The 19,059-nt window shown below is 73.5% G+C and carries 20 protein-coding genes; 11 read left to right on the top strand and 9 right to left on the bottom strand.

Translation table 11 applies throughout. From position 1 onward, the window contains the following. Window positions 1-41 precede the first annotated feature (41 nt). Window positions 42-1,577 carry an alpha/beta hydrolase gene (locus tag ACTG9Q_RS16775; RefSeq protein WP_455573717.1) on the top strand — a complete coding sequence of 512 codons (1,536 nt, stop codon included), beginning with the start codon at window positions 42-44 and terminating at the stop codon, window positions 1,575-1,577. Continuing rightward, complete coding sequence (locus ACTG9Q_RS16780; RefSeq protein ID WP_455573718.1) at window positions 1,578-2,342, top strand: endonuclease/exonuclease/phosphatase family protein; 765 nt, start codon at window positions 1,578-1,580, stop codon at window positions 2,340-2,342. It begins immediately after the preceding gene. Between the two features lie 9 nt (window positions 2,343-2,351). On the opposite strand, the gene ACTG9Q_RS16785 is transcribed toward ACTG9Q_RS16780, so the two are convergent. Together ACTG9Q_RS16785 and ligD are read right to left on the bottom strand one after the other, a co-directional pair. Beyond that, window positions 2,352-2,543: a hypothetical protein gene (locus ACTG9Q_RS16785; protein WP_455573719.1), complete on the bottom strand. Its 192-nt coding sequence runs from the start codon at window positions 2,541-2,543 to the stop codon at window positions 2,352-2,354. Between the two features lie 104 nt (window positions 2,544-2,647). Beyond that, entirely contained in the window at window positions 2,648-3,691 is a 1,044-nt protein-coding gene (gene ligD / locus ACTG9Q_RS16790; protein ID WP_455573720.1) for a non-homologous end-joining DNA ligase, read from the bottom strand. A 79-nt stretch (window positions 3,692-3,770) separates the two neighbouring features. Here ligD and ACTG9Q_RS16795 point away from each other — a divergent pair, with 79 nt between their 5' ends. From ACTG9Q_RS16795 to ACTG9Q_RS16815, 5 genes are all read left to right on the top strand, one after another. Further along, entirely contained in the window at window positions 3,771-4,088 is a 318-nt protein-coding gene (locus ACTG9Q_RS16795) for a hypothetical protein (RefSeq protein WP_455573721.1), read from the top strand. 10 nt (window positions 4,089-4,098) lie between these two features. Then, window positions 4,099-4,533, top strand: a complete 435-nt coding sequence (gene msrB / locus ACTG9Q_RS16800) for a peptide-methionine (R)-S-oxide reductase MsrB (RefSeq protein WP_455573722.1) — start codon at window positions 4,099-4,101, stop codon at window positions 4,531-4,533. A gap of 236 nt (window positions 4,534-4,769) precedes the next feature. Next, window positions 4,770-5,678: a TIGR04222 domain-containing membrane protein gene (locus ACTG9Q_RS16805; protein ID WP_455573723.1), complete on the top strand. Its 909-nt coding sequence runs from the start codon at window positions 4,770-4,772 to the stop codon at window positions 5,676-5,678. A 28-nt stretch (window positions 5,679-5,706) separates the two neighbouring features. Then, window positions 5,707-6,507, top strand: coding sequence for a DUF692 domain-containing protein (locus tag ACTG9Q_RS16810; RefSeq protein ID WP_455573724.1), 801 nt, complete (start codon window positions 5,707-5,709; stop codon window positions 6,505-6,507). Beyond that, window positions 6,504-6,839, top strand: a complete 336-nt coding sequence (locus ACTG9Q_RS16815; RefSeq protein WP_455573725.1) for a hypothetical protein — start codon at window positions 6,504-6,506, stop codon at window positions 6,837-6,839. Before ACTG9Q_RS16810 ends, ACTG9Q_RS16815 begins: the two co-directional genes overlap by 4 nt. A gap of 253 nt (window positions 6,840-7,092) precedes the next feature. Here ACTG9Q_RS16815 and ACTG9Q_RS16820 read toward each other — a convergent pair whose 3' ends face one another. The 4 genes from ACTG9Q_RS16820 to hemE all read right to left on the bottom strand — a co-directional run bounded on the left by ACTG9Q_RS16820 (window position 7,093) and on the right by hemE (window position 11,112). Continuing rightward, the gene (locus ACTG9Q_RS16820; RefSeq protein ID WP_455573726.1) at window positions 7,093-7,848 is read right to left on the bottom strand and encodes a VOC family protein; all 756 of its coding nucleotides are present in this window, start codon (window positions 7,846-7,848) and stop codon (window positions 7,093-7,095) included. Between the two features lie 91 nt (window positions 7,849-7,939). Further along, complete coding sequence (gene hemQ, locus ACTG9Q_RS16825) at window positions 7,940-8,632, bottom strand: hydrogen peroxide-dependent heme synthase (protein WP_455573727.1); 693 nt, start codon at window positions 8,630-8,632, stop codon at window positions 7,940-7,942. Window positions 8,633-8,650: 18 nt separating this feature from the next. Then, window positions 8,651-10,015: a protoporphyrinogen oxidase gene (gene hemG / locus ACTG9Q_RS16830; protein WP_455573728.1), complete on the bottom strand. Its 1,365-nt coding sequence runs from the start codon at window positions 10,013-10,015 to the stop codon at window positions 8,651-8,653. After that, the gene (hemE, locus tag ACTG9Q_RS16835; RefSeq protein WP_455573729.1) at window positions 10,012-11,112 is read right to left on the bottom strand and encodes a uroporphyrinogen decarboxylase; all 1,101 of its coding nucleotides are present in this window, start codon (window positions 11,110-11,112) and stop codon (window positions 10,012-10,014) included. The genes hemG and hemE overlap by 4 nt, the downstream gene beginning before the upstream one ends. Window positions 11,113-11,237: 125 nt before the next feature. Here hemE and ACTG9Q_RS16840 point away from each other — a divergent pair, with 125 nt between their 5' ends. Then, the gene (locus ACTG9Q_RS16840; protein ID WP_455573730.1) at window positions 11,238-11,798 is read left to right on the top strand and encodes a DUF3000 domain-containing protein; all 561 of its coding nucleotides are present in this window, start codon (window positions 11,238-11,240) and stop codon (window positions 11,796-11,798) included. 44 nt (window positions 11,799-11,842) lie between these two features. After that, complete coding sequence (locus ACTG9Q_RS16845; protein WP_455573731.1) at window positions 11,843-12,475, top strand: DJ-1/PfpI family protein; 633 nt, start codon at window positions 11,843-11,845, stop codon at window positions 12,473-12,475. A gap of 118 nt (window positions 12,476-12,593) precedes the next feature. Here the strand turns inward: ACTG9Q_RS16845 and ACTG9Q_RS16850 are convergent, their stop codons facing one another. Together ACTG9Q_RS16850 and ACTG9Q_RS16855 are read right to left on the bottom strand one after the other, a co-directional pair. Continuing rightward, window positions 12,594-15,032 (bottom strand): M14 family zinc carboxypeptidase, encoded by a 2,439-nt coding sequence (locus tag ACTG9Q_RS16850; protein ID WP_455574039.1) that lies wholly within the window; start codon window positions 15,030-15,032, stop codon window positions 12,594-12,596. Between the two features lie 182 nt (window positions 15,033-15,214). Continuing rightward, on the bottom strand, window positions 15,215-16,285 hold the full coding sequence (locus tag ACTG9Q_RS16855; protein WP_455573732.1) for a dipeptidase: 1,071 nt from the start codon (window positions 16,283-16,285) through the stop codon (window positions 15,215-15,217). 257 nt (window positions 16,286-16,542) lie between these two features. Between ACTG9Q_RS16855 and ACTG9Q_RS16860 the strand changes: the two genes are divergently transcribed. Next, window positions 16,543-17,259 (top strand): response regulator, encoded by a 717-nt coding sequence (locus ACTG9Q_RS16860; protein WP_035282988.1) that lies wholly within the window; start codon window positions 16,543-16,545, stop codon window positions 17,257-17,259. Between the two features lie 98 nt (window positions 17,260-17,357). After that, window positions 17,358-18,587: an HRDC domain-containing protein gene (locus ACTG9Q_RS16865; RefSeq protein WP_455573733.1), complete on the top strand. Its 1,230-nt coding sequence runs from the start codon at window positions 17,358-17,360 to the stop codon at window positions 18,585-18,587. A gap of 2 nt (window positions 18,588-18,589) precedes the next feature. Here ACTG9Q_RS16865 and ACTG9Q_RS16870 read toward each other — a convergent pair whose 3' ends face one another. Next, the gene (locus ACTG9Q_RS16870) at window positions 18,590-19,033 is read right to left on the bottom strand and encodes a nitroreductase family deazaflavin-dependent oxidoreductase (protein WP_455573734.1); all 444 of its coding nucleotides are present in this window, start codon (window positions 19,031-19,033) and stop codon (window positions 18,590-18,592) included. Window positions 19,034-19,059 lie beyond the last annotated feature (26 nt).

Here is a 19,059-nt window from a genome sequence, read left to right on the forward strand (position 1 = left end):
GGCATCGTTGTGGCTGGTCGTCAGGAGGGACAGGCGTGGGTGTGAGGGCCGCAGCTCTGCTCGCGGGGGTCGCGCTGGCCGCCGCGGCGTGCACGGCGGGCCCCTCCAGCAGGCCCGCGATCGTCGTCCAGGGCGACGGCAGCGTGGCCCCGACCGCCGAGGCCCCCGGTCCGGCCGAGGTGCCGCCGCTCGGGGAGCCCGGCGCGACCTCGCTGCGCTGGAGCCCCTGCGGCCCGGAGATCAGCGACCAGCTGGCCGGGCTGGGGCTGCCGGAGTCGCTGGCGGTGGAGTGCGGCCGGGTCACCGGCGTCCTGGACTCCCCCTACGCCCCCAACCGCGGCGTGAAGCGGATGCAGGTGCTGCGCGCGGGCACCGGCCCGGTGCCGGTCGTGGTGTTCAACGACGTCGACGGCCTGCCGGGGACGCTCTACGCCGCGCAGGTGGCCGCGCGCCTGCCCGCCGAGTTCCTGGCCGAGTTCTCCCTGGTCGGCGTGGACCGCCGGGGCACGGGCAGCTCCGACGCCGTGCGCTGCGTGCCCGAGCGGGTCCGCGCCGACCTGGTCGGCGCCGACCCGCGCGCCATGCGGATCGGCGAGTGGGTCGACTGGGCGCGCAGCGCGGGGCAGAACTGCTCGATCGCGCTGGAGAAGCACCTGCCCGCGCTGGACACCTGGCGCACCGCCGCCGACGCCGACGCCGTGCGGTCCGCGCTCGGGATGGAGCGCCTGCACGCCATCGGCCACGGCGAGGGCTCGCGGGTGCTGTCGGTCTTCGCCGAGCGCTACCCCGGCAAGGTCGGCCGGATGGTGCTCGACGGCCTGCCCGACCCCGACGAGGACCACCGCGTCGTGGTGACCGGGATGGCCGCGGGCGCCGAGGCCACGCTGGACGCCTTCGCCGAGGACTGCGCCGCCCGCGCGTGCCCGCTGGGCGATGCGGCCCGGCAAGCGCTTTCGGCGGTCCTCGACGAGGCGAGCAGCCTGCCGCTCACGGCGGGGGGGATCGACCTCACGCCGGGCATCGTCCTGCGCGCGGTGCACAAGGGACTGGCCGACCAGGCCGCGTGGCCCGCGCTGGCCGAGGCCATCGCGGCGGCGCGCGACGGGGACGGCGCGGCGCTGGCCGGGTTCATCCTGCCGACCGTGCTGGAGACCGAGGAGCTGGCCGCGACCTTCGACGGCACGCTCGTGGTGCGCTGCAACGACACCAAGTCACGGCTGGCCACCGAGCAGATCGAGCAGACGACCAGGGACCTGAACTCCCGCTACCCGGTCTTCGGCGCGCTGGCCGCCCAGTGGCTGGCGCTGTGCGGGCCGTGGCCCGTGCCGTCCAAGCCGGTGCCGCAGCCGGTGGCCAAGGCCGCCCCGCCGATCGTGGTGCTGGCCACCGCCATCGACCCGGTCACCCCGCTGGAGGGCACCGAGCGCGCCGTGCAGCGGCTGGCCACCGCGGTCGGGGTCTCCTGGCAGGGCGCGGGACACGGCGCCCTGCCCGCCTCGACGTGCGCGACGGAGGCCGCGCTGGCGTTCCTCCGGGCGGGCACGGTCCCCCGCGACGGCACGGTCTGTCCTCCGTAGGTGAAGTCGCTGCTGCTGGCGATCCTGCTGCTGGCCGGGGTTCCCGGCCCACCGCCGGTCGTGCTGCGGGTGCTGGCCTTCAACGTGCACACCGGGATCGGCGCCGACGGCGGGCTCGACTTGGCCCGCACCGCGTCCGCGATCCGCGGGACCGGCGCCGACGTCGTCGGCCTGCAGGAGGTCGACGTGCACTGGTCGGCCCGCAGCGATTTCGCCGACCAGGCCGCGGATCTGGCCGGGCTGCTGGACATGTGGGTGTTCTTCGCCCCGATCTACGACCTGCCCGGCACCCCGCGCCGCCGCCACGGCGTCGCGGTGCTGAGCCGCTTCCCGATCACGCACACCGCGAACCACGAGATCACCCGGCAGTCCACTCAGGACAACGCGCTGGGCCCGGCGCCCGGTTTCGCCGAGGCGCGCGTGCTCGTGCGCGGCACGCTCGTGCACGTTTGGGTGACACACCTTGACTTCCGGCCCGATCCGGCGGTCCGGGCCGCCCAGGTGGCCGACACATTGCGGATCGTGCCCGAGGCCGGGCGGCACGTGCTGCTCGGCGACCTCAACGCCGAGCCGGGCGCGCCCGAGCTGGCCCCGCTGTGGACGCGGTTCACCGACGTGCAGCCAGGTCCGACGTATCCGGCGGGGACGCCGACGCTGCGGCTGGACCACATCGCGGTCTCACCGGGGATCGGGGTGTCCACCTCGACCGTGCCCGCGACGACCGCGTCCGACCACCGCCCGGTGCTGGCCGAGCTGCGCCTCTGAAGGGGCTTCTCAGACCTCGCGCAGGCGGTACTCGCAGCCCAGCTCGACGGCGTAGGACAGGTCGTAGTGGTGGACGATCTTGGGGCCCTCGTGCAGATGCACGTGGGTGACGGTCTCGCGGGGCTCCGTCGGGGCGGGGACGGTGTCCACCCTGCCGTCGAGGGGCCCGCCGACGTAGCGCACCAGGTAGGGGTCGGTCATGTCGAGCCTCCTCTCCTCACGCGACTGAGTGTAGGCACGGAGTCTGACGTTTCCACGCCCTCGAATGCCGGAACAGCCCGGCATTCGACCAGATGGAGCAGCGCTCAGTCCTCCCGCGCCCGCGAGGGCTGCACGCGCTTGGGCTCACCGGCCATCTTCGGGTATTCCGGCGGGTAGGGCAGGTCGCCCTGGTCGTGGTCGCGCTCGTCGCGCTCGGCCATCTCCAGCAGGGGCTCAAGGCCGAAGGCGTGCTCGGCCACGCCCGCGTGCAGGTCGCCGACCTCGGCGAAGCGGGCGGGCATGGTCAGCACCGAGAAGTCCTCCGGGTGCGCGGAGTCCAGCTCGTCCCAGGTCAGCGGGGCCGACACCAGGGCGCGCGGGGTGGGCCGCACGGAGTACGCCGAGGCGATGGTCCGGTCTCGGGCCATCTGGTTGTAGTCGAGGAAGATGCGCTCGCCGCGCTCCTCCTTCCACCAGTTGGTGGTGATCCGCTCCGGCCTGCGCCGCTCCAGCTCGCGGCCGAGGGCGATCACGGCGCGGCGGGCCTCCACGAAGGTCCAGCGGGGCTCGATCGGCACGTAGAGGTGCACGCCCCGGCCGCCGGAGGTCTTGGGGAACGCCCGCATCCCGAGTTCGTCGAGGAGCGCGCGGGCCTCGTGGGCCATGCGGACGGCGTCGGCGAAGTCGGTGCCCGGCTGCGGGTCGAGGTCGACGCGGATCTGGTCGGGCCGCTCGACGTCGGCGCGGCGCACCGGCCACGGGTGGAACGTCAGGGTGCCCAGGTTGGCCGCCCACGCGACCACCGCCAGCTCGGTCGGGCACACCTCGTCGGCGTGCCTGCCGCTGGGGAAGGCGATGCGGGCGGTCTCGACGTAGTCGGGGGCGCCCTTGGGGACGCGCTTCTGGTAGAAGGCGTCGCCGCGGTTGTCGGCGCGGGTGGAGAGCTTGGCGCCCTCGAACACCCCGCCGGGCCAGCGCTCCAGCGTGGTCGGGCGCTCACGCAGCGCGCCCAGGATGCCGTCACCGACCGACAGGAAGTAGGTGACGATGTCGCGTTTCGTGAGTCCCAGTTCCGCGAAGTACGGTTTGTCCGGGTTGGACACCCGCACGGTGCGGCCGTCGACGGTGATCTCCTCGGCTGCTGCCACTCGGGCAGCCTACGGGTTGGGCCGTGAATTGCCCGGCAGGACGACGACACTGCGCACCCAGGCGAGCTACCGTGTTGCCATGGGCGTGACCCGCGAGCCACCCGACGACGAGAAGCGGCACGGCCGCGACCGGTTCAGCGACGACCTCATCGGGCTCGACCGCGACGACCCCGAGGCCCAGGCGTTCGCCGCCCACCTCGACCGCGTGGAGCGGGTGCGCCCCGGCTACACCGTCGAGGGCTACCTCGGCGGAGTGAGCGACTTCGCCGACTCGGCCAACCGCCTCGGCGGGCACTACCGGCTGACCGCGGGCATCGTCGCCGGGCTGATCCTGCTCGGCATCATCATCGCGGCGTGGGACGCGCTGGTGTTCATCGTGACGACCCTGCTGGGTTAGCGTGGACGGCATGGAACCGGTTGTCGGCGCCACCCCCGCGGTGGTCAAGTCCGAGGAGCAGTGGCGCGCCCAGCTCGACCCCGCCGAGTATCGCGTCCTGCGCGAGGCGGGCACCGAACCGGCCTGGACCGGTGAGTACACCGAGACCAAGACCGCGGGCGTCTATCACTGCCGCGCGTGCGGGGCGGAGCTGTTCCGCAGCGAGACGAAGTTCGACTCGCACTGCGGCTGGCCGTCGTTCTTCTCCCCGCTGGCGGGCGACCGCGTCATCCTGCGCGAGGACCGGACCCACGGCATGGTCCGCACCGAGGTCATCTGCACGACCTGCCACAGCCACCTCGGCCACGTCTTCGAGGGCGAGGGCTACCCCACGCCGACCGACCAGCGGTACTGCCTCAACTCGATCTCGCTGCGGCTGGTCCCCGACGGTGCCGACCCGACGTGATCCCGCGACGGTCCGTTTCCCGGGAACCGCAAACCTAAGTCCTGCCCAGGGCTTCCCTAAATCTTGCTCAAGCTGTCTTGTGCGGGCCGTCACACCCTCAGAGCATGGTGCACACGATCAATCCTGATCGGACAGCGAGAAAGACGGGGTGGGCGGTGCGGTCCGCGATGTGACCAGTGGTGGTGGGAGCCGCCCTGGCGCCAGGACGTCGGCCGACCCCGAGCAAGGGGGAACCGATGCAACCGTGGGGTATTTCCGGGCCCGACTTCCTGCGGATCTATCTGGTCGGCTTCGCGTTCGTGCTGCTGTTCGCGGCCGCGGTGCGGATCGCGGTGCGGGCGGGGACGCCGGTGGGGCGCTCGGCCGCGGGACTGGTCCGCGCCGACCTGCTTTCCGTGCACGAGCTGGCGTACCTGGCCGGGGGGCCGCGGCGCGTCGTCGAGACGACCGTGGCGCGGCTGCTCGACCTCGGCAAGCTCAAGGCGAACAGGCAGGGGGCGGTCCGGGTCGTGGCGGGGGCCACGGCGACGGACGCGGTCGACCTGGCGGTCCTGACCGACGCCCAGCGCTACGCGAACCGAACCGTAAGCCTGCTGATCGACCGGGTCAGTCGGGACGACGCGGTGAAAGCCGTCCGCACGTCGCTGACTGTCAAGGGGCTGTTGGTCGATGGGGGCGACATCCGGGCGCGGCTCGCGGCCGTCCCGGCGCTGGTGCTCCTCGTGGTGGGCGTGGCCCGGTGGCTGAACGGCATCTCGTTGGGCCACCCGGTCGGTTGGCTCACCGTCGGACTGATCGTCACGGCGGTGATGGCGGTGGTGCTCTACCGGGCGCCGCTGTCGGAGCGCTCGTACGCGGGGGAGCGCGTGCTGAGTGAGGCGCGCAAGATGCGCGCCCAGAGCGTCGCGCTCGCCACCCAGACCACCCTGCTGGGCGGGGCGACCACGACCGTGCTGTTCGCGGGCCTGGCCGCCTACCCCGACCCGGACATCAGCGCGGCGCTGGCCACCCGCGCGAGCACGTCCTCCGGCGGCGGGGGCGGGTCGGGGTACGCCTGTTCGGGGAGTTCGTCGTCCTGCGGCGGCAGCAGTGGAGGGAGCAGCTGCGGCGGTGGTGGCGGCGGATGCGGCGGAGGCGGCGGGTGAGACGGCGAGCGGGGGCATGATGGACAGCGTGGGCACTTTGGGGGTGGGCATCGGCTGGCGGTCGGAGATCGACCTCACCGTCGAACGACTGCCGGGAGTCGATTTCGTGGAGGTCGTCGCGGAGAACATCCACGGCGACGAGCTCCCCGACTCCCTGCGGGTGCTCCGATCCCGCGGTGTCCCCGTGCTCCCGCACGCCGTCTCCCTGTCCCTCGGCGGCGCCGACCCGGTCGACGTGGCCAGGGTGGAACACCTGGCCGCCGTCGCGGACCTGGTCGGCGCCCCGATGGTGAGCGACCACGTGTGCTTCGTCCGGGCGGGCGGCCTCGACTCCGGGCACCTCATGCCGGTCCCCAGGACCCGCGTCGCCCTGGACGTCCTGACCGCGAACATCACCGAGGCCCAGCACGTCCTCGGTGTCCCGCTGGCCCTGGAGAACATCGCCGCCCTGCTGGAGTGGCCCGACGCCGAGCTCACCGAGGCGCAGTTCCTGACCGAGCTGGCCGAGCGCACCGACTGCCTGCTGCTGCTGGACGTGGCCAACATGTGGGCCAACGCCCGCAACCTCGGCCACGACCTCGACGCCCTGCTCGACGGCCTCCCGCTGGAGCGGGTCGCCTACGTGCACGTCGCGGGCGGCTACGAGCACGCGGGCGTCTACCACGACTCGCACGCGCACCCGGTGCCCGCCGAGGTGCTCGACCTCCTGCGTGAGCTGTGCTCCAGGAGCACACCCCCAGGAGTGCTGCTGGAGCGCGACGACCACTACCCCGCCGACGAGGACCTGGCCGCCGAACTCGCCGCCATCCGCGCGATCGTGGCGGCGTGAGCGCCCGCGAGGAGCTGGCCCGGCGCCAGGGCGAGCTCCTGAGAGCGGTCCTCGCGGGAGGACCGCCCCCGGCGGGTTTCGACGAGCGCCTGCTCGCCGTGGAGGCCGACGCGCTGCTGGCCAAGCGCCGCAGGGTCAACGCCATGCTCGACCCGGAGACCGCGGCCGACCTCGGCGACCGCTACCGCGAGCTGTTCGACGCCTACGCCAAGGCCAACCCGCGGCAGGCGGGCACGCGCGCCCGCGCGGACGCCAAAGCCTTCCGCGACTGGGCGATCGGCGCCCCCCGGCCCACGCGCTGGTGGTCGAAGCGCTGGAGGTCGGAGCGCTAGAAATCGGAGCACTGGAGGTCGGAGCGCTGGAGATCGAAGCGCTGACGGTCATAGCGGTCGGGATCGCGGCGCTCGTGGGCAGAGCGGTCGTGGTCGCGGCGCTCGTGGGCAGAGCGGTCGTGGTCGCGGCGCTGATCGTCGCGGCGCCTGGGATCGCGGCGCCCAGGATCGCGGCGCTCGTGGTCGGAGGGCTCGTGATGGCGGCGCTGAGGCCCGGGACGCCCCCGCGCCCCGGGTCGCCGCTGTGGGGCCGTCAGGCCGAAGGCGTGCCGATGATGCTGAAGGGCGTGCCCTGGTCGTCGGCCACGACCGCCATGCGGCCGAACGGGGTGTCCTCGGCGGGGGTGAGCACCGAGCCACCCAGGCCGGTGATGGTGGTGATGGCCGCGTCGGTGTCCTCGACCTGGAGGTAGGCCGACCAGGCGGGCCCGCCACCGGCGCCCATCCCGGCCACCGGGTCGCTCGCGCCGGGCGCGTGGACCGTGCAGTACTTGCCCTCGGCGCCCTCGACGTCCTGGTAGGTGTAGCCGAACACCGCGGCGTAGAACTCCTTCGCCGCGTCGAACTGCTCGCTCATGTGCTCGTTCCACACCAGCGAGCCGGGCTCGTTGGCCAGGTCGACGCCGGTGTTGGTGCCTGCCTGCCAGAGCCCGAACACCGCGCCCTGCGGGTCGAGCGCGATCGCTATGCGGCCCTTGTCCATGACGTCCACGGGCCCGTACGACACCTGGCCGCCCGCCTCGGCGATGGCCTTGGCGCTGGCGTCGACGTCGTCGGTGGCCAGGTACGTCGTCCACAGTGACGGCTGGTCGGGGTCCTGGCGGGGCCCGACGCCCGCGACGACGTGGCCGTCCTTGCTGGCCATCGCGTAGCCGCCGACCTCGGGGCCGCCGATCTCGAACTTCCAGCCGAACACCGTGCCGTAGAACGCCATCGCGCGGTCGACGTCGGTGCTCACGTCGAGCCAGCACGGGGTGCCCGCGGGCCACGCGGTTGTGCGGATGACCATGATCGAACCTTCCAGCGTGGGGGGAAATCAGAACGCGGCCCACGCTAGACCCGGCCACCGACAATTCCCGGAAGCCCTTGTCGCACAACGATTATGGCAGGTTGGCTACCAGTTCCGCCGCGGGCACGCGGGTACCGGTGTAGAACGGGATCTCCTCGCGGACGTGGCGCCGCGCCTCGGTGCCGCGCAGGTGCCGCATGAGGTCGACGATGCGGTGCAGCTCGTCGGCCTCGAAGGCGAGGATCCACTCGTAGTCGCCCAAGGCGAAAGAGGACACCGTGTTGGCGCGCACGTCCGGGTAGTCGCGGGCCTCCTTGCCGTGGTCGGCGAGCATCTTGCGGCGCTCCTCCTCCGGCAGCAGGTACCACTCATAGGACCGCACGAACGGGTACACGCACACGTACTTGCGCGCCTCCTCGCCCGCGAGGAAGGCGGGGATGTGGCTGCGGTTGAACTCGGCGGGCCGGTGCAGCGCCACCTGGCTCCACACCGGCGACGACGCCCGGCCCAGCTCGGTGCGCCGGAAGCAGGTGTAGGCGGCCTGCAGGTCCTCGATGGCCTCGGAGTGCCACCAGATCATGTAGTCGGCGTCGGCGCGCAGGCCCGCGAGGTCGTAGACGCCGCGCACCTCGACCCCCTTGTCGCCCAGCGCGTCCAGGTAGGACTGCGCCTCGGTGGCGGCCGGGCCGCGGTTGGGGGGCAGCGTGCCGGGCGTGATGCGGAAGACCGACCACATCGTGTACCGGATCGTGTCGTTCAGCTCGGTGTAGTTCAGGCGGGCCATACCGCCATCGTCCCACTCTCAGCGCACGGCCAGCAGGTGGGCGGCGACACGTCGGGCGGCGGCGTCACCGGTCCCGACGCAGGCGGGCAGCCCGACGCCGTGCAGGGGGGCGCCCGCCACCGCCAGGCCCGGCTCGGCGGCGACGGCGCGCTCGATCTCGGCGACCAGCGAGGTGTGCCCGACCCCGTACTGGGGCAGCCCGCCACCCCAGCGCCGCACCGCGGCCTCGACCGGCGCGGCGCGCACGCCCGCCAGCTCGGCGAGGTCGGCGCGCACGGCCGCGACCAGCTCGTCGTCGGTCAGGCGCAGCGCGCCGGGGTCACCGAAGCGCCCGACCGACCCGCGCACCAGCACCGGCCCGGGGCGGGCCCACTTGGTGGCCGAGTATGTGAACGCCTTGACCGCGTACGGCCGCCCGTCCGCGCGCCGCTCCCCCGCGCCGACCAGCAGCCCGGAGGTGCCCGGCAGTTCCGTGCCCTCGGGCAGGGCCAGCGCTACCACCGCCATCGACGCCAGCTCGACGCGCCCGTACGCGGCGGACGCGGCGGGCGCCGCCCGGCCCAGCAGCCGCCGGGCCGCGGGCGGCGGCACCGCGAGCACGACGGCCTCGGCGTCGAGCACCTCCGAGGACGGGCCCACGGTCAGCCGCCAGCCGGTCGGGGTGCGCTCCAGGTCCCGCACGACAGTGCCCAGCCGAACCTCCGCGGCCACCGCGAGGCGCTCGACCAGCGTGGCCAGGCCGGTGTCGAGGGTGGCGAAGACGGGCTCGCCGGTCGACGGGCGCAGGACGGCCCGCGCGGCGGCGGTGAGCGACCCGGCGCCCCTGTCCAGCGCGGCGGCGATCGGGGGCATGGTGGCGCGCAGCCCGAGCCGGTCCACGCTGCCCGCGTACACCCCGCCGAGCAGCGGGTCGACCAGCCGGTCGGTCAGCTCGTCGCCGTAGCGCTCGCGCAGCAGCGGCCCGAGGGCGGCGTCGGGGCCGAGGCGGACCGGTGGCAGCCCGGCCTCCGCCTCGACGCGCCTGAGCCCATCGGCGGAGAGCAGGTCGGCGACGGCGGCCGGGTCGGCGGGCAGCCCCAGCATGGTGCCGCCGGGGATGAGCCGGGTGTTCCCGCCCGCCCGCACCGCCGAACGCGCCCCGCTCGGGTGCACGATCCCGCCGAGGCCCAGCTCGGCGACCAGGTCGGCGACCTCGGGCCTGCGGTTCAGCCACGCCTCCGCGCCCACGTCGAAGCGCGTGCCCGCGATCTCGATGGTGCACAGCTTGCCGCCGAGGCGCCCGCACTGCTCCAGCACGACGATGTCGGCGCCCGGCCCGAGCAGGGCCCGCAGCCGGTGCGCCGCGGCCAGCCCGGAAATGCCGCCGCCGACGACGGCGATCATCGCACTGGCAGGGCGTGCACCAGCTCCACCAGCCGGGTCAGGACCTCGGGGTCGGTCTGCGGCAGCACGCCGTGGCCGAGGTTGAACACGTGGCCGTCGGCCGCGCGCCCCTCGGCGACGATCCGCTCGGCGTGCGCGCGCACCGCGTCGTCCCCGGCGAACAGCACGGCCGGGTCGAGGTTGCCCTGCACGACCGGCCCGGTCCGGAACTCTCCCCGGGCCGCGGCGACGCGGCGCACGGCCTCGTCGAGCGGGGTGCGCCAGTCGACCCCGACCACGTCGGCGCCCGCCTCCCGCATCGCGCCCAGGAGGTTGGCGGTGCCGACGCCGAAGTGGATGCGCGGCACGTCCGCGTCGGCCAGTCCGGACAGGACGCGCGTGGAGTGTGGCAGGACGTACTCGCGGTAGTCGCGTTCGGACAGCGCGCCCGCCCACGAGTCGAACAGCTGCACGGCGTCCACGCCCGCGGCGAGCTGCACGCGCAGGAACTCCAGGGTGATGTCGGCGAGCCGGTCCAGCAGCGTGTGCCAGGTGTCCGGGTCGGAGTACATCAGGGCCTTGGTGTGCTCGTGGTTGCGGCTGGGCCCGCCCTCGACCAGGTAGGACGCCAGGGTGAACGGCGCGCCCGCGAAGCCGATCAGCGGGGTGTCCCCGAGCGAGGCGGTCAGCAGCCGCACGGCCTCGGCGACCGGCTCGACCGCGGCCGGGTCCAGGCTCGGCAGCTCGGCGACGGCCTGCGGCGTGCGCACCGGGCGGGCGACCACGGGACCGGTGCCCGCGACGATGTCCAGGTCGATGCCCGCGGCGACCAGCGGCACCACGATGTCGCTGAACAGGATGGCCGCGTCGACGCGGTGGCGGTGCACGGGCTGGAGGGTGACCTCGCGGACCAGCTCCGGGTCGAAGCAGGCGGTCAGCATGGGCCTGCCCTCGCGCAGCGCCCGGTACTCCGGGAGCGAGCGCCCGGCCTGGCGCATGAACCACACCGGCACGTGGCTCGGGGTCCCGCCGCGGGCGGCCACCAGGAAGGGGGCGTCGGGAAGGTGCCTGCGGGCGGGCGACCGCCGGCCCGCCTGGATGTCCGCTGTGTCAGTCATGGCACCGTCATCGTGCCACGGTCCTCGCGGGCCGGTGGCGGACCCCGCACTCGTACCGTGGGTTGCCCTGTTGCCCGGCGCGCCATCCCCACTCACCGTCTCGGGTGGTCCTACAGTTACCAGTCGTGACCGAGACGCCAGCGCCTGAGATATTCGTCCGGGCCGTCGCGGCGCTGCGGTCGCTGCGCCCGCGCCGGGAGCTGCAGCTCGCCGAGGTCCGCGCGCCGCAGCGGCTGGCGCCGTTCGCGTACGCCCTCACCGCCGAGGCCAGCGGCCCCGGCGACGTCCACGCCACCGGTCGGTTGATCCTGCTGCACGACCCCGACGGCCAGCAGGCGTGGGACGGCGTCCTGCGCCTGGTGGCTTACGTCCGCGCGGAGCTGGACGCCGAACTGGCCGAGGACCCGCTGCTGCCCAGCGTCGGGTGGTCGTGGCTGACCGACGCGCTCGCCGCCGCGGGCGCGGAGCACACCGCCCTGGGCGGCACGGTCACCGACACCTCCTCCGCCCGCTTCGGCGACATCGCGGGCCCGGCCCGCACCGACGACCTGGAGCTGCGCGCCTCCTGGACCCCGCGCACCGAGGACCTGGCCCCCCACGGCGAGGCGTTCTGCGACCTGATGGCCAGCGTGGTGGGGCTGCCGCCGGTCGGGGTCGCCCTGTTCAGCCAGCGCCAAGGCGAGTGATCGGCCTGCCGGGGACTGTCGGTGCCCGCGGTTAGTGTCGGATCATGACGAGCGCACACCTGTACGTCCTGGACACCATGGCCGACTGGGAGGTCGGCTACCTGAGCGCGGAGCTGAACACCGGCCGCTTCTTCGCCGAGCCCGGCACCGCCCTGCCCGTGCGCACCGTCGGCGCGACCCGCGAGCCGGTCCGCACCATGGGCGGCCTCACGATCACCCCGGACCTGGCCCTGTCCGAGCTCGCCCCGGAGGAGAGCGCGCTGCTGGTCCTGCCCGGCGCGGAGATCTGGGACGCCCCGGAGCACGCGCCCGCCGCGGCCAAGGCCGCCGAGTTCCTCGTCGCGGGCGTCCCGGTGGCCGCCATCTGCGGCGCGACCGTGGCCCTGGCGGCGGCCGGGCTGCTGGACACCCGCGCCCATACCAGCAACGACCCGAACGCCCTGGCCGCGATGGTTCCCACCTACACCGGCGCGGGCCTGTACCGCACCGATCCGGCGGTCATCGACGGCGACCTGGTCACCGCCACCGGCGTGGCCCCCCTGGAGTTCGCCCGCGCGGTCCTGGAACGCCTCGGCGTGCTGAGCCCGGCCGCGCTGGCCGCCTGGTACGGCTTGTTCTCCACGCACGAGCCCCAGCACTTCCACGCGCTGATGGCCGCGGTGCCGCAGCCCGCGTGAGAGACGGGTCCGCGGCGGCGACGGGGATGGCCGCCGCGGACCCCAGGTCTCGGCTGGGCCCGACTCGGGCGCTGACTCAAGGCCCCGACCCAGGCCCCCGACTCAGCGCCCCCCTCACTCAGCGGCCCTTCGCCTCCCGCGCCGAACGGGTGCAGACCTGGCCGACGTCGACGGTCTGGCCGCGGTCGGCGAAGACCTCGGCGATGCCCACGAGCCTGCCCCTGCGGTCCGAGCAGGTCAGGGTGTACGCCTCCTTGGGGCCGTAGACGGGCGGCTGCGGCGCGGCGAAGTCGACCCGCAGGTCGGACCAGTCGTCCGGGGACGCGGGGTCGGCCTGGGAGTAGTTGACCACCACCGCGCGGTAGTCCCCGGCGGGCGGGTCGAACATGACCGCGTTCTCGGTGGTGGTCCCGCCGTTGGCCGAGGAGGTCACGACCGCCCCGGAGGCGTCGAGCACGTAGAGGTCCCAGTCGGTCTCCGGCGTCGCCCACTTCACCGACACCGTCAGCCTGCCGTTGTCGACCGCGGGCAGGCCGTCCACGCGGAACGGGATGACCTCGCCGGTCATGTCGCCGGGGAAGTCGGGGTTCTCCGCGGGGATGCCCGGCGGGTTGGTCAGCAGGACCGGCTGCTGGGCGGGCCCCTGCGGCACCCTGCCGTAGCGGCCCGCGACGAACGGGCGGGTGGAGGGGTTGACCGCCCAGCTGAACCGCCCGCCGGTGGCCGCCAGCGAGGAGGTCAGGGTGTCGGTGACGTAGAGGGGCGAGCCGATGGTCCCGTCGGGCTGGCGCACGGGCGAGGTCGGCGTCTGGAAGGTCTTGCGCAGCTGGAGCGTGTGCCCCTTCGGCGCCGAGCCGATCAGCGTGGAGTGCGCGGCGGGGTCGGCGGCGTTGGCCAGCATGTCCAGGAAGGCGGCCCGGTTGCCGCCCCGGCCCGCGCCCGCCGCGGGCGCCAGGCCCGCGTACTCGGCCACGACGCCTGCCTGGAACGGCGGGTGGAACTCGTCCGGCCCGATCTCGAAGGTGAAGCCCCAGCCGCCGGTGGCGAAGTACGACCAGTCCTCTGTGGACCCCGTGGTGTCGTAGAGCTGCCAGGACGGCTGGCTGACGTACCCGTTGCGGGAGGCCATGAGGTCGCCGAGGGCCTTGTAGGCGGGCTCGTCGAGCGGCGGGCGCACGTCGGCCACGCCCGGCACGCGCAGCACCAGGTTGGAGTACGTGTGCAGGGTGATCAGGTTGGTCACCTGCCGGGTCGACACCAGCGACCGGACGTTGCGCGTCTCGGGCTCGGAGAACGGCCCGGAGCCGCGGAAGGTGTCGCTGCTCCAGTTGGTCGAGGCGCCCGCACCGCCCCAGAACCCGGCGTAGTTGCGGTTGGGGTCGGTGCCGCGCAGCCGCCCGGCCGGGTTGTCGGCGCAGGTCCCGGTCCGCAGCTCGGCGGGCGAGTCGTTGACGTTGCAGTTCTTGCGCTTCATCTCGTAGTCGAAGCGGGTGAAGTCCCCGCGCGGCTCGGCCTCGCGGGAGACCGAGAACCCGTCCGGGTTGACGATCGGGACCACGATGGAGCGGGTCTTGCCCACCAGCGACCGGATGCGGGCGTCGGCGCGGTAGCCGTTGACCAGCTCGTGCGCCCACTCCATCGCGTGCTCGCCCGCGGGCCACTCGCGCGCGTGGTGGATGCCCATGGTGAAGGACACGGCCTTGCCGTCGGCCAGGTTGTGCACGTCGGCGGCGATCTCCACGCCGAGGACGTCGCGGCCCTCCCAGGTCTGCTCGGGCAGGGTGAACACCCGGACCAGGCTCGGATTGCGCCGGGCGAGGTCCTTCATCTCGTACTCGTACTCATAGAGGTGCCGGTAGGCGGTGCGGCCCGAGGGCAGCGCGGACCGCTCGACGCGGTCGGCGTAGCGGCGGTCGGTCTCGGCGTTGGCCACCGAGCGGGCGGAGATGTCCGCGCGCACGACGGTCGAGGCGAGGCCGCTGGCCGCCAGCGTCGCCCGGTCCTCCTCGGTGGCGAGCACGACCTCGACGCCGGTCGCGTCGGCCTTCTCGGTCAGGTCGAGGTCCAGGGCGAGCAGGCGGTCCTTGTGGGCCCGGGTCGGGGTCTGCACGCGGACGATGTCGGCGCGCTGGGCGGCCCCGGCCGCGGGCACGGCGAGGAAGTCGACGCCGAGGCGCACCGACCGGGCCGAGCCCCCGTACCGGCACGCCTGCACGACCAGCTCCTGGCCCGCGCCGACGAAGCTCTCGGCCAGCTCGACCGCGCGCAGGCCGGCCGACGCGGCCACCAGCTCCCTGGTCCCCCTGTCGAAGACGGCCACGTCCCAGTCGCCGACGCCGCCGCCGTGCGGGGCCAGCCGGGCCTGGACGAGCCCGTCGGCGCCCGCGGTGACCTCGCGGTGGGCGGTGCCGCGCGCGTTCGCGGGCAGCAGCTCGGCGAAGCAGTTGCGCGCGAGGGCGTGGTCCGCCCTGAGCACGCCGTCGTCGGCCGCCGCGGGGGCGGCGGTGATGCCCGCCACCACGGCCCCGGTGAGCCCGAGCGCGGCGGTCAGCCGCAGCAGCCGAGCCCCTCTGATGGATCGGTTCACACCCAACACGTCCCTTCCCCAAGGTCGTCCGGCAGCCTGACGGTAGTCAGATCGGCCCAAGGGGAGCGGCTTACCGGTTGCCAGTTGCCGAGCCACAACGGCACACCGGCACTTTTTACCTGTTGCCAGTTTTTCCCATTACCCGTTGCCGCTTACGACCGCTCGGCGGCAGTTTCTTCCGCCGCCCGGAGCACACGTAGGACGTTACGGCCAGCAACCTTGGCGCAGTCGGACGCACTCCAGCCGCGCTCCAGGAGCGCCGCGAACAATCCGGGGTAGGCACTGACGTCCTCCAGGCCCACGGGCAGGTCGGCGCATCCGTCGTAATCCCCGCCGATGCCGATGTGGTCGACGCCCACCACCTCGCGCGCGTGGTCGAGGTGGGCGAGGACGTCGGCGAGGGTGGCCCGCGGCGGCGTGCCGCCCGCGCCGCCGTCCCAGTCGGCGACCGCCTGGGAGACGAACGACGCGACGAATGTGACCATCACGACACCGCCGTTGCCCGGGAGGCGTTCGAGCACGTCGTCGGGCACGTTGCGCACGTGGTCGGTGACCGCCCGGCAGGAGGAGTGGCTGAAGATCACCGGCGCCCGGGTGACGTTCAGCGCGGCGTGCATCGTGGTGGCCGCCACGTGGGAGAGGTCGACGAGCACGCCGAGGCGGTTGAGCTCGGCGACGACCCGCTCCCCGAACGGCGAGAGGCCGCCCACCGCGGGCTCGTCGGTCGCCGAGTCCGCCCACGGCGTGTTGTCGTTGTGAGTGAGGGTCAGGTACCGCAGACCGAGTCGGTGCAGCGCGCGCAGCACGCCCAGGGACTCGGCGATGCAGTGCCCGCCCTCGGCGCCGATCAGGGAGGCGATCCGGCCCTCGGCGAAGGCGGCCTCGACCTCGTCCGCCGTGCGGGCCAGGCGCAGCTCGGGATACCGCCCGACGAGGGCGTGCACCAGCTCGATCTGCTCCAGCACGGCGGTGGCGGCCTCGGGCCCGCTCAGCGTGCTCGGGACGTAGACCGACCAGAACTGCCCGCCCACCTGCCCGCGGCGCAGCCGAACCAGGTCGGTGTGCAGGGCGGGCTGCTCGACGGCGAGGTCGATGGCGGCGAGCGCGGATGCCGGGTCGGAGCCGAACCGGTCACGCAGCGTCCACGGCAGATCGTTGTGACCGTCAATCAGTGGGACGGTCTCCAGAAGGCTGCGGGCGCGCCTGAGGGACTGCTCTGCCACTACCCGCGACTCCGTTTCATCGTGTAGCTAGACCTCTCCGTTACGTCACCAGTCGGCGAGTCACCCGAACGTGTTACGAAAACTGCCGTCTGTCACAACCCGATCGGATAGATACCCGATTGATCGTCCCGCTAACCCGCTTGGGCGGCTAGGCTGCCCGTGTCGACACCACTTTCGGTCCAACGGCGGCGCGGCTGTTTGGTCGAAAGTCCCAGTGCCGGTCGGGGGGCAACGACCGACTCCAGGGAGGTAGTGACGTGGCTGCCGTCGGCTTAGGTCAGGCCGTCCGAACCACGCCAGCCGGCTCCTTGCCGGCGAACATGGTCCCGCACCCGCGGGAAGAGCTTTTTTCCGTGCTGGTGGTCGATGACCACCCGCTCTTGAGGGAGGCGATAGCAGCCCGGTTGACCCAGATGGGCGCCGGCACTGTGCATGAGGCCGCCACGGTGGCCGAGGCGAGAGCGCGAGCGCAGGCCACAGGGCCTTGCGACTTGGCGATCCTCGACCTCGGGTTGCCGGACGGCAGCGGGATCGAGCTGGTCACGGAGCTCCGCAGCCACGGTTGGCCGCGGATCGTCGTGCTCGCCTCGTCCGACGACCCCTACGCCGTTCGATCGGCCTTCCAAGCGGGCGCCCAGGCGTACCTGCTGAAGTCCGCGTCGCCGGTAGTGGTGACCGACGGGGTCCGACGTGTGCTCGAAGGCGGCGTCTACGCCGACCCGAGCGTCGCGCCGGTCCTCGCCACGGGCACCCGGGTGCCGGGCACCGACAACACGCCGCGCGAGCTCTCCGCTCGTGAGGTCGAGGTGCTCCAGCTGGTCGCGGACGGGCAGTCCAACAAGGAGATCGGCGAGGCGCTGAACCTGTCAGCACTGACGGTGAAGTCGCACCTCTCGCGGATAGGCCGCAAGTTGGGTACCGGTGACCGCGCCCAGATGGTCGCTCTGGCCATGCGTGCCGGAGTGATCCGTTAGACATCAGCAGTCGGGTGGCTGGGCTGGGCATGGCCCAACCACCCGACTGCTGCTGAACCGCACGCTTGGCCAACGTCCTTGCCGTATGGTCATGCGCCGTGACCACACCCGGCAAAGGACCCGAAGTCATCCCGGTGCTGCTCACCGAGCCCGCGGACGGCACGCCGGACGTGGTCGCGGACGACGCCGCACTGCTGCGGGCCTCGGAGAAGATCGCAGCGGGCCAGGGGCCCATCGCGGTCGACACCGAGCGCGCCTCGGGCTACCGCTATTCCCAGCGGGCGTATTTGGTGCAGGTGCGCCGTGAAGGCGCCGGTACCTTCCTCATCGATCCCGTCGCCGTTGACGACCGGATCGACCCCCTGATCGCCGCACTGGCCACTGACGAGTGGGTGCTGCACGCCGCCTCCCAGGACCTGCCGTGCCTGGCGGAGCTGAACCTGCGCCCGCCGCGGCTCTTCGACACCGAGCTGGCGGGCCGCCTCGCCGGGTTCGAGCGAGTCGCCCTGGGCACGCTGGTGGAGCTGCTGCTGGGCTACAAGCTGGAGAAGGGCCACGGGGCCGCCGACTGGTCGCGGCGCCCGCTGCCGCAGGACTGGCTGGACTACGCGGCGCTGGACGTCGAGTTGTTGGTCCCATTGCGCGACGCTCTTGAGGAGGAGCTGCGGGCGCAGGGAAAGCTGGAGTGGGCGCTGGAGGAGTTCGAGGCGCTGCGCACGGCCCCGCCGCCCCCGCCGCGCAAGGAGCCGTGGCGGCGCACGTCGGGCATCCACGGGGTGCGCTCGGCTCGCGGCCTGGCCGCCGTGCGGGCGCTGTGGGAGACGCGCGACACCCTGGCCCGCCAGCGTGACATCGCGCCCGGGCGGGTCCTGCCCGACACCGCGATCGTGGCCGCCGCCGCGGCCAACCCCGAGGACGAGCCCGCCCTGCTGCAACTGCCGGTGTTCCGGGGACGCGCCCAGCGCCGCATGTCCGGCACGTGGATGCGGGCCCTGCGCACCGCCGCCCGGCTGCCCAAGGACGAGCTGCCCGACCCGTCACCCCCGGCCGACGGCCCGCCGCCGCCGAACCGCTGGTCGGACAAGGACCCCGACGCCGCGGCCCGCCTGGCCGCCGCCCGCACGGCGCTGACCGCGCTGGCCGAGGCCAACCGGCTCCCCGTGGAGAACCTCCTGCAGCCCGACCTGGTCCGCCGCACCTGCTGGACCCCGCCGCAGCCCGTCGACCCCGACTCCGTCACGGCGGCCCTGCGGGCGGGCGGCGCCCGCGAGTGGCAGATCGCCCTCGCCGAGCCCGCCCTCACCAAGGCGCTGCACGCCCACGCCTGAAGCTAGACCGCGGGCTTGATCAGGAAGATCGGGTGGTCCGGCGCCACTCGCAGCAGCTCGGCGTCAGGGGACTTGGCGTCGACCTTGTCGAAGAACACGCCGACCTCCCAGGCCCACCGCTTGAGGTACGCGCGCAGGATCACCGGCTTGGCGCCGTCGTCGAGTTCGGTGGCGCTGAACCGCTCGGTCCTCGTGCCCAGGCTCAGCTCGCCGACGCCGTCCGCCCGCAGGTTCCTGACCCACTGGGTGTGCCCGCGCGGGGCGACGAGGTAGCGCTCGCCGTCGAGGGCCAGCAGGTTGACCGGGGTGGATCGAGGCTCCCCTGACTTGCGGCCGCGCACGGTCAGGACGCGCGAGCCCGCGACGTTGACACCTCGCCGCACCAGGAACGCCACCAGCGGGTTGAACACGCGGCGGGTGAACGAGCCGGGCTTCTGGTAGCTCATGGTCTCTCCTCGGAACGGTGTTACGA

The sequence above is a fragment of the Actinokineospora lacus genome, from assembly GCF_053813445.1.

What these genes read in the sequence shown, in the direction of transcription:
- ACTG9Q_RS16820 (WP_455573726.1), bottom strand. Translation starts at nt 7,848, where the DNA reads ATGGTCATCCGCACAACCGCGTGGCCCGCGGGCACCCCGTGCTGGCTC.
- hemE (WP_455573729.1), bottom strand. Translation starts at nt 11,112, where the DNA reads ATGACTGACACAGCGGACATCCAGGCGGGCCGGCGGTCGCCCGCCCGC.
- ACTG9Q_RS16805 (WP_455573723.1), top strand. Translation starts at nt 4,770, where the DNA reads ATGCAACCGTGGGGTATTTCCGGGCCCGACTTCCTGCGGATCTATCTG.
- ACTG9Q_RS16795 (WP_455573721.1), top strand. Translation starts at nt 3,771, where the DNA reads ATGGGCGTGACCCGCGAGCCACCCGACGACGAGAAGCGGCACGGCCGC.
- ACTG9Q_RS16870 (WP_455573734.1), bottom strand. Translation starts at nt 19,033, where the DNA reads ATGAGCTACCAGAAGCCCGGCTCGTTCACCCGCCGCGTGTTCAACCCG.
- hemQ (WP_455573727.1), bottom strand. Translation starts at nt 8,632, where the DNA reads ATGGCCCGCCTGAACTACACCGAGCTGAACGACACGATCCGGTACACG.
- ACTG9Q_RS16785 (WP_455573719.1), bottom strand. Translation starts at nt 2,543, where the DNA reads ATGACCGACCCCTACCTGGTGCGCTACGTCGGCGGGCCCCTCGACGGC.
- msrB (WP_455573722.1), top strand. Translation starts at nt 4,099, where the DNA reads ATGGAACCGGTTGTCGGCGCCACCCCCGCGGTGGTCAAGTCCGAGGAG.
- ACTG9Q_RS16845 (WP_455573731.1), top strand. Translation starts at nt 11,843, where the DNA reads ATGACGAGCGCACACCTGTACGTCCTGGACACCATGGCCGACTGGGAG.
- hemG (WP_455573728.1), bottom strand. Translation starts at nt 10,015, where the DNA reads ATGATCGCCGTCGTCGGCGGCGGCATTTCCGGGCTGGCCGCGGCGCAC.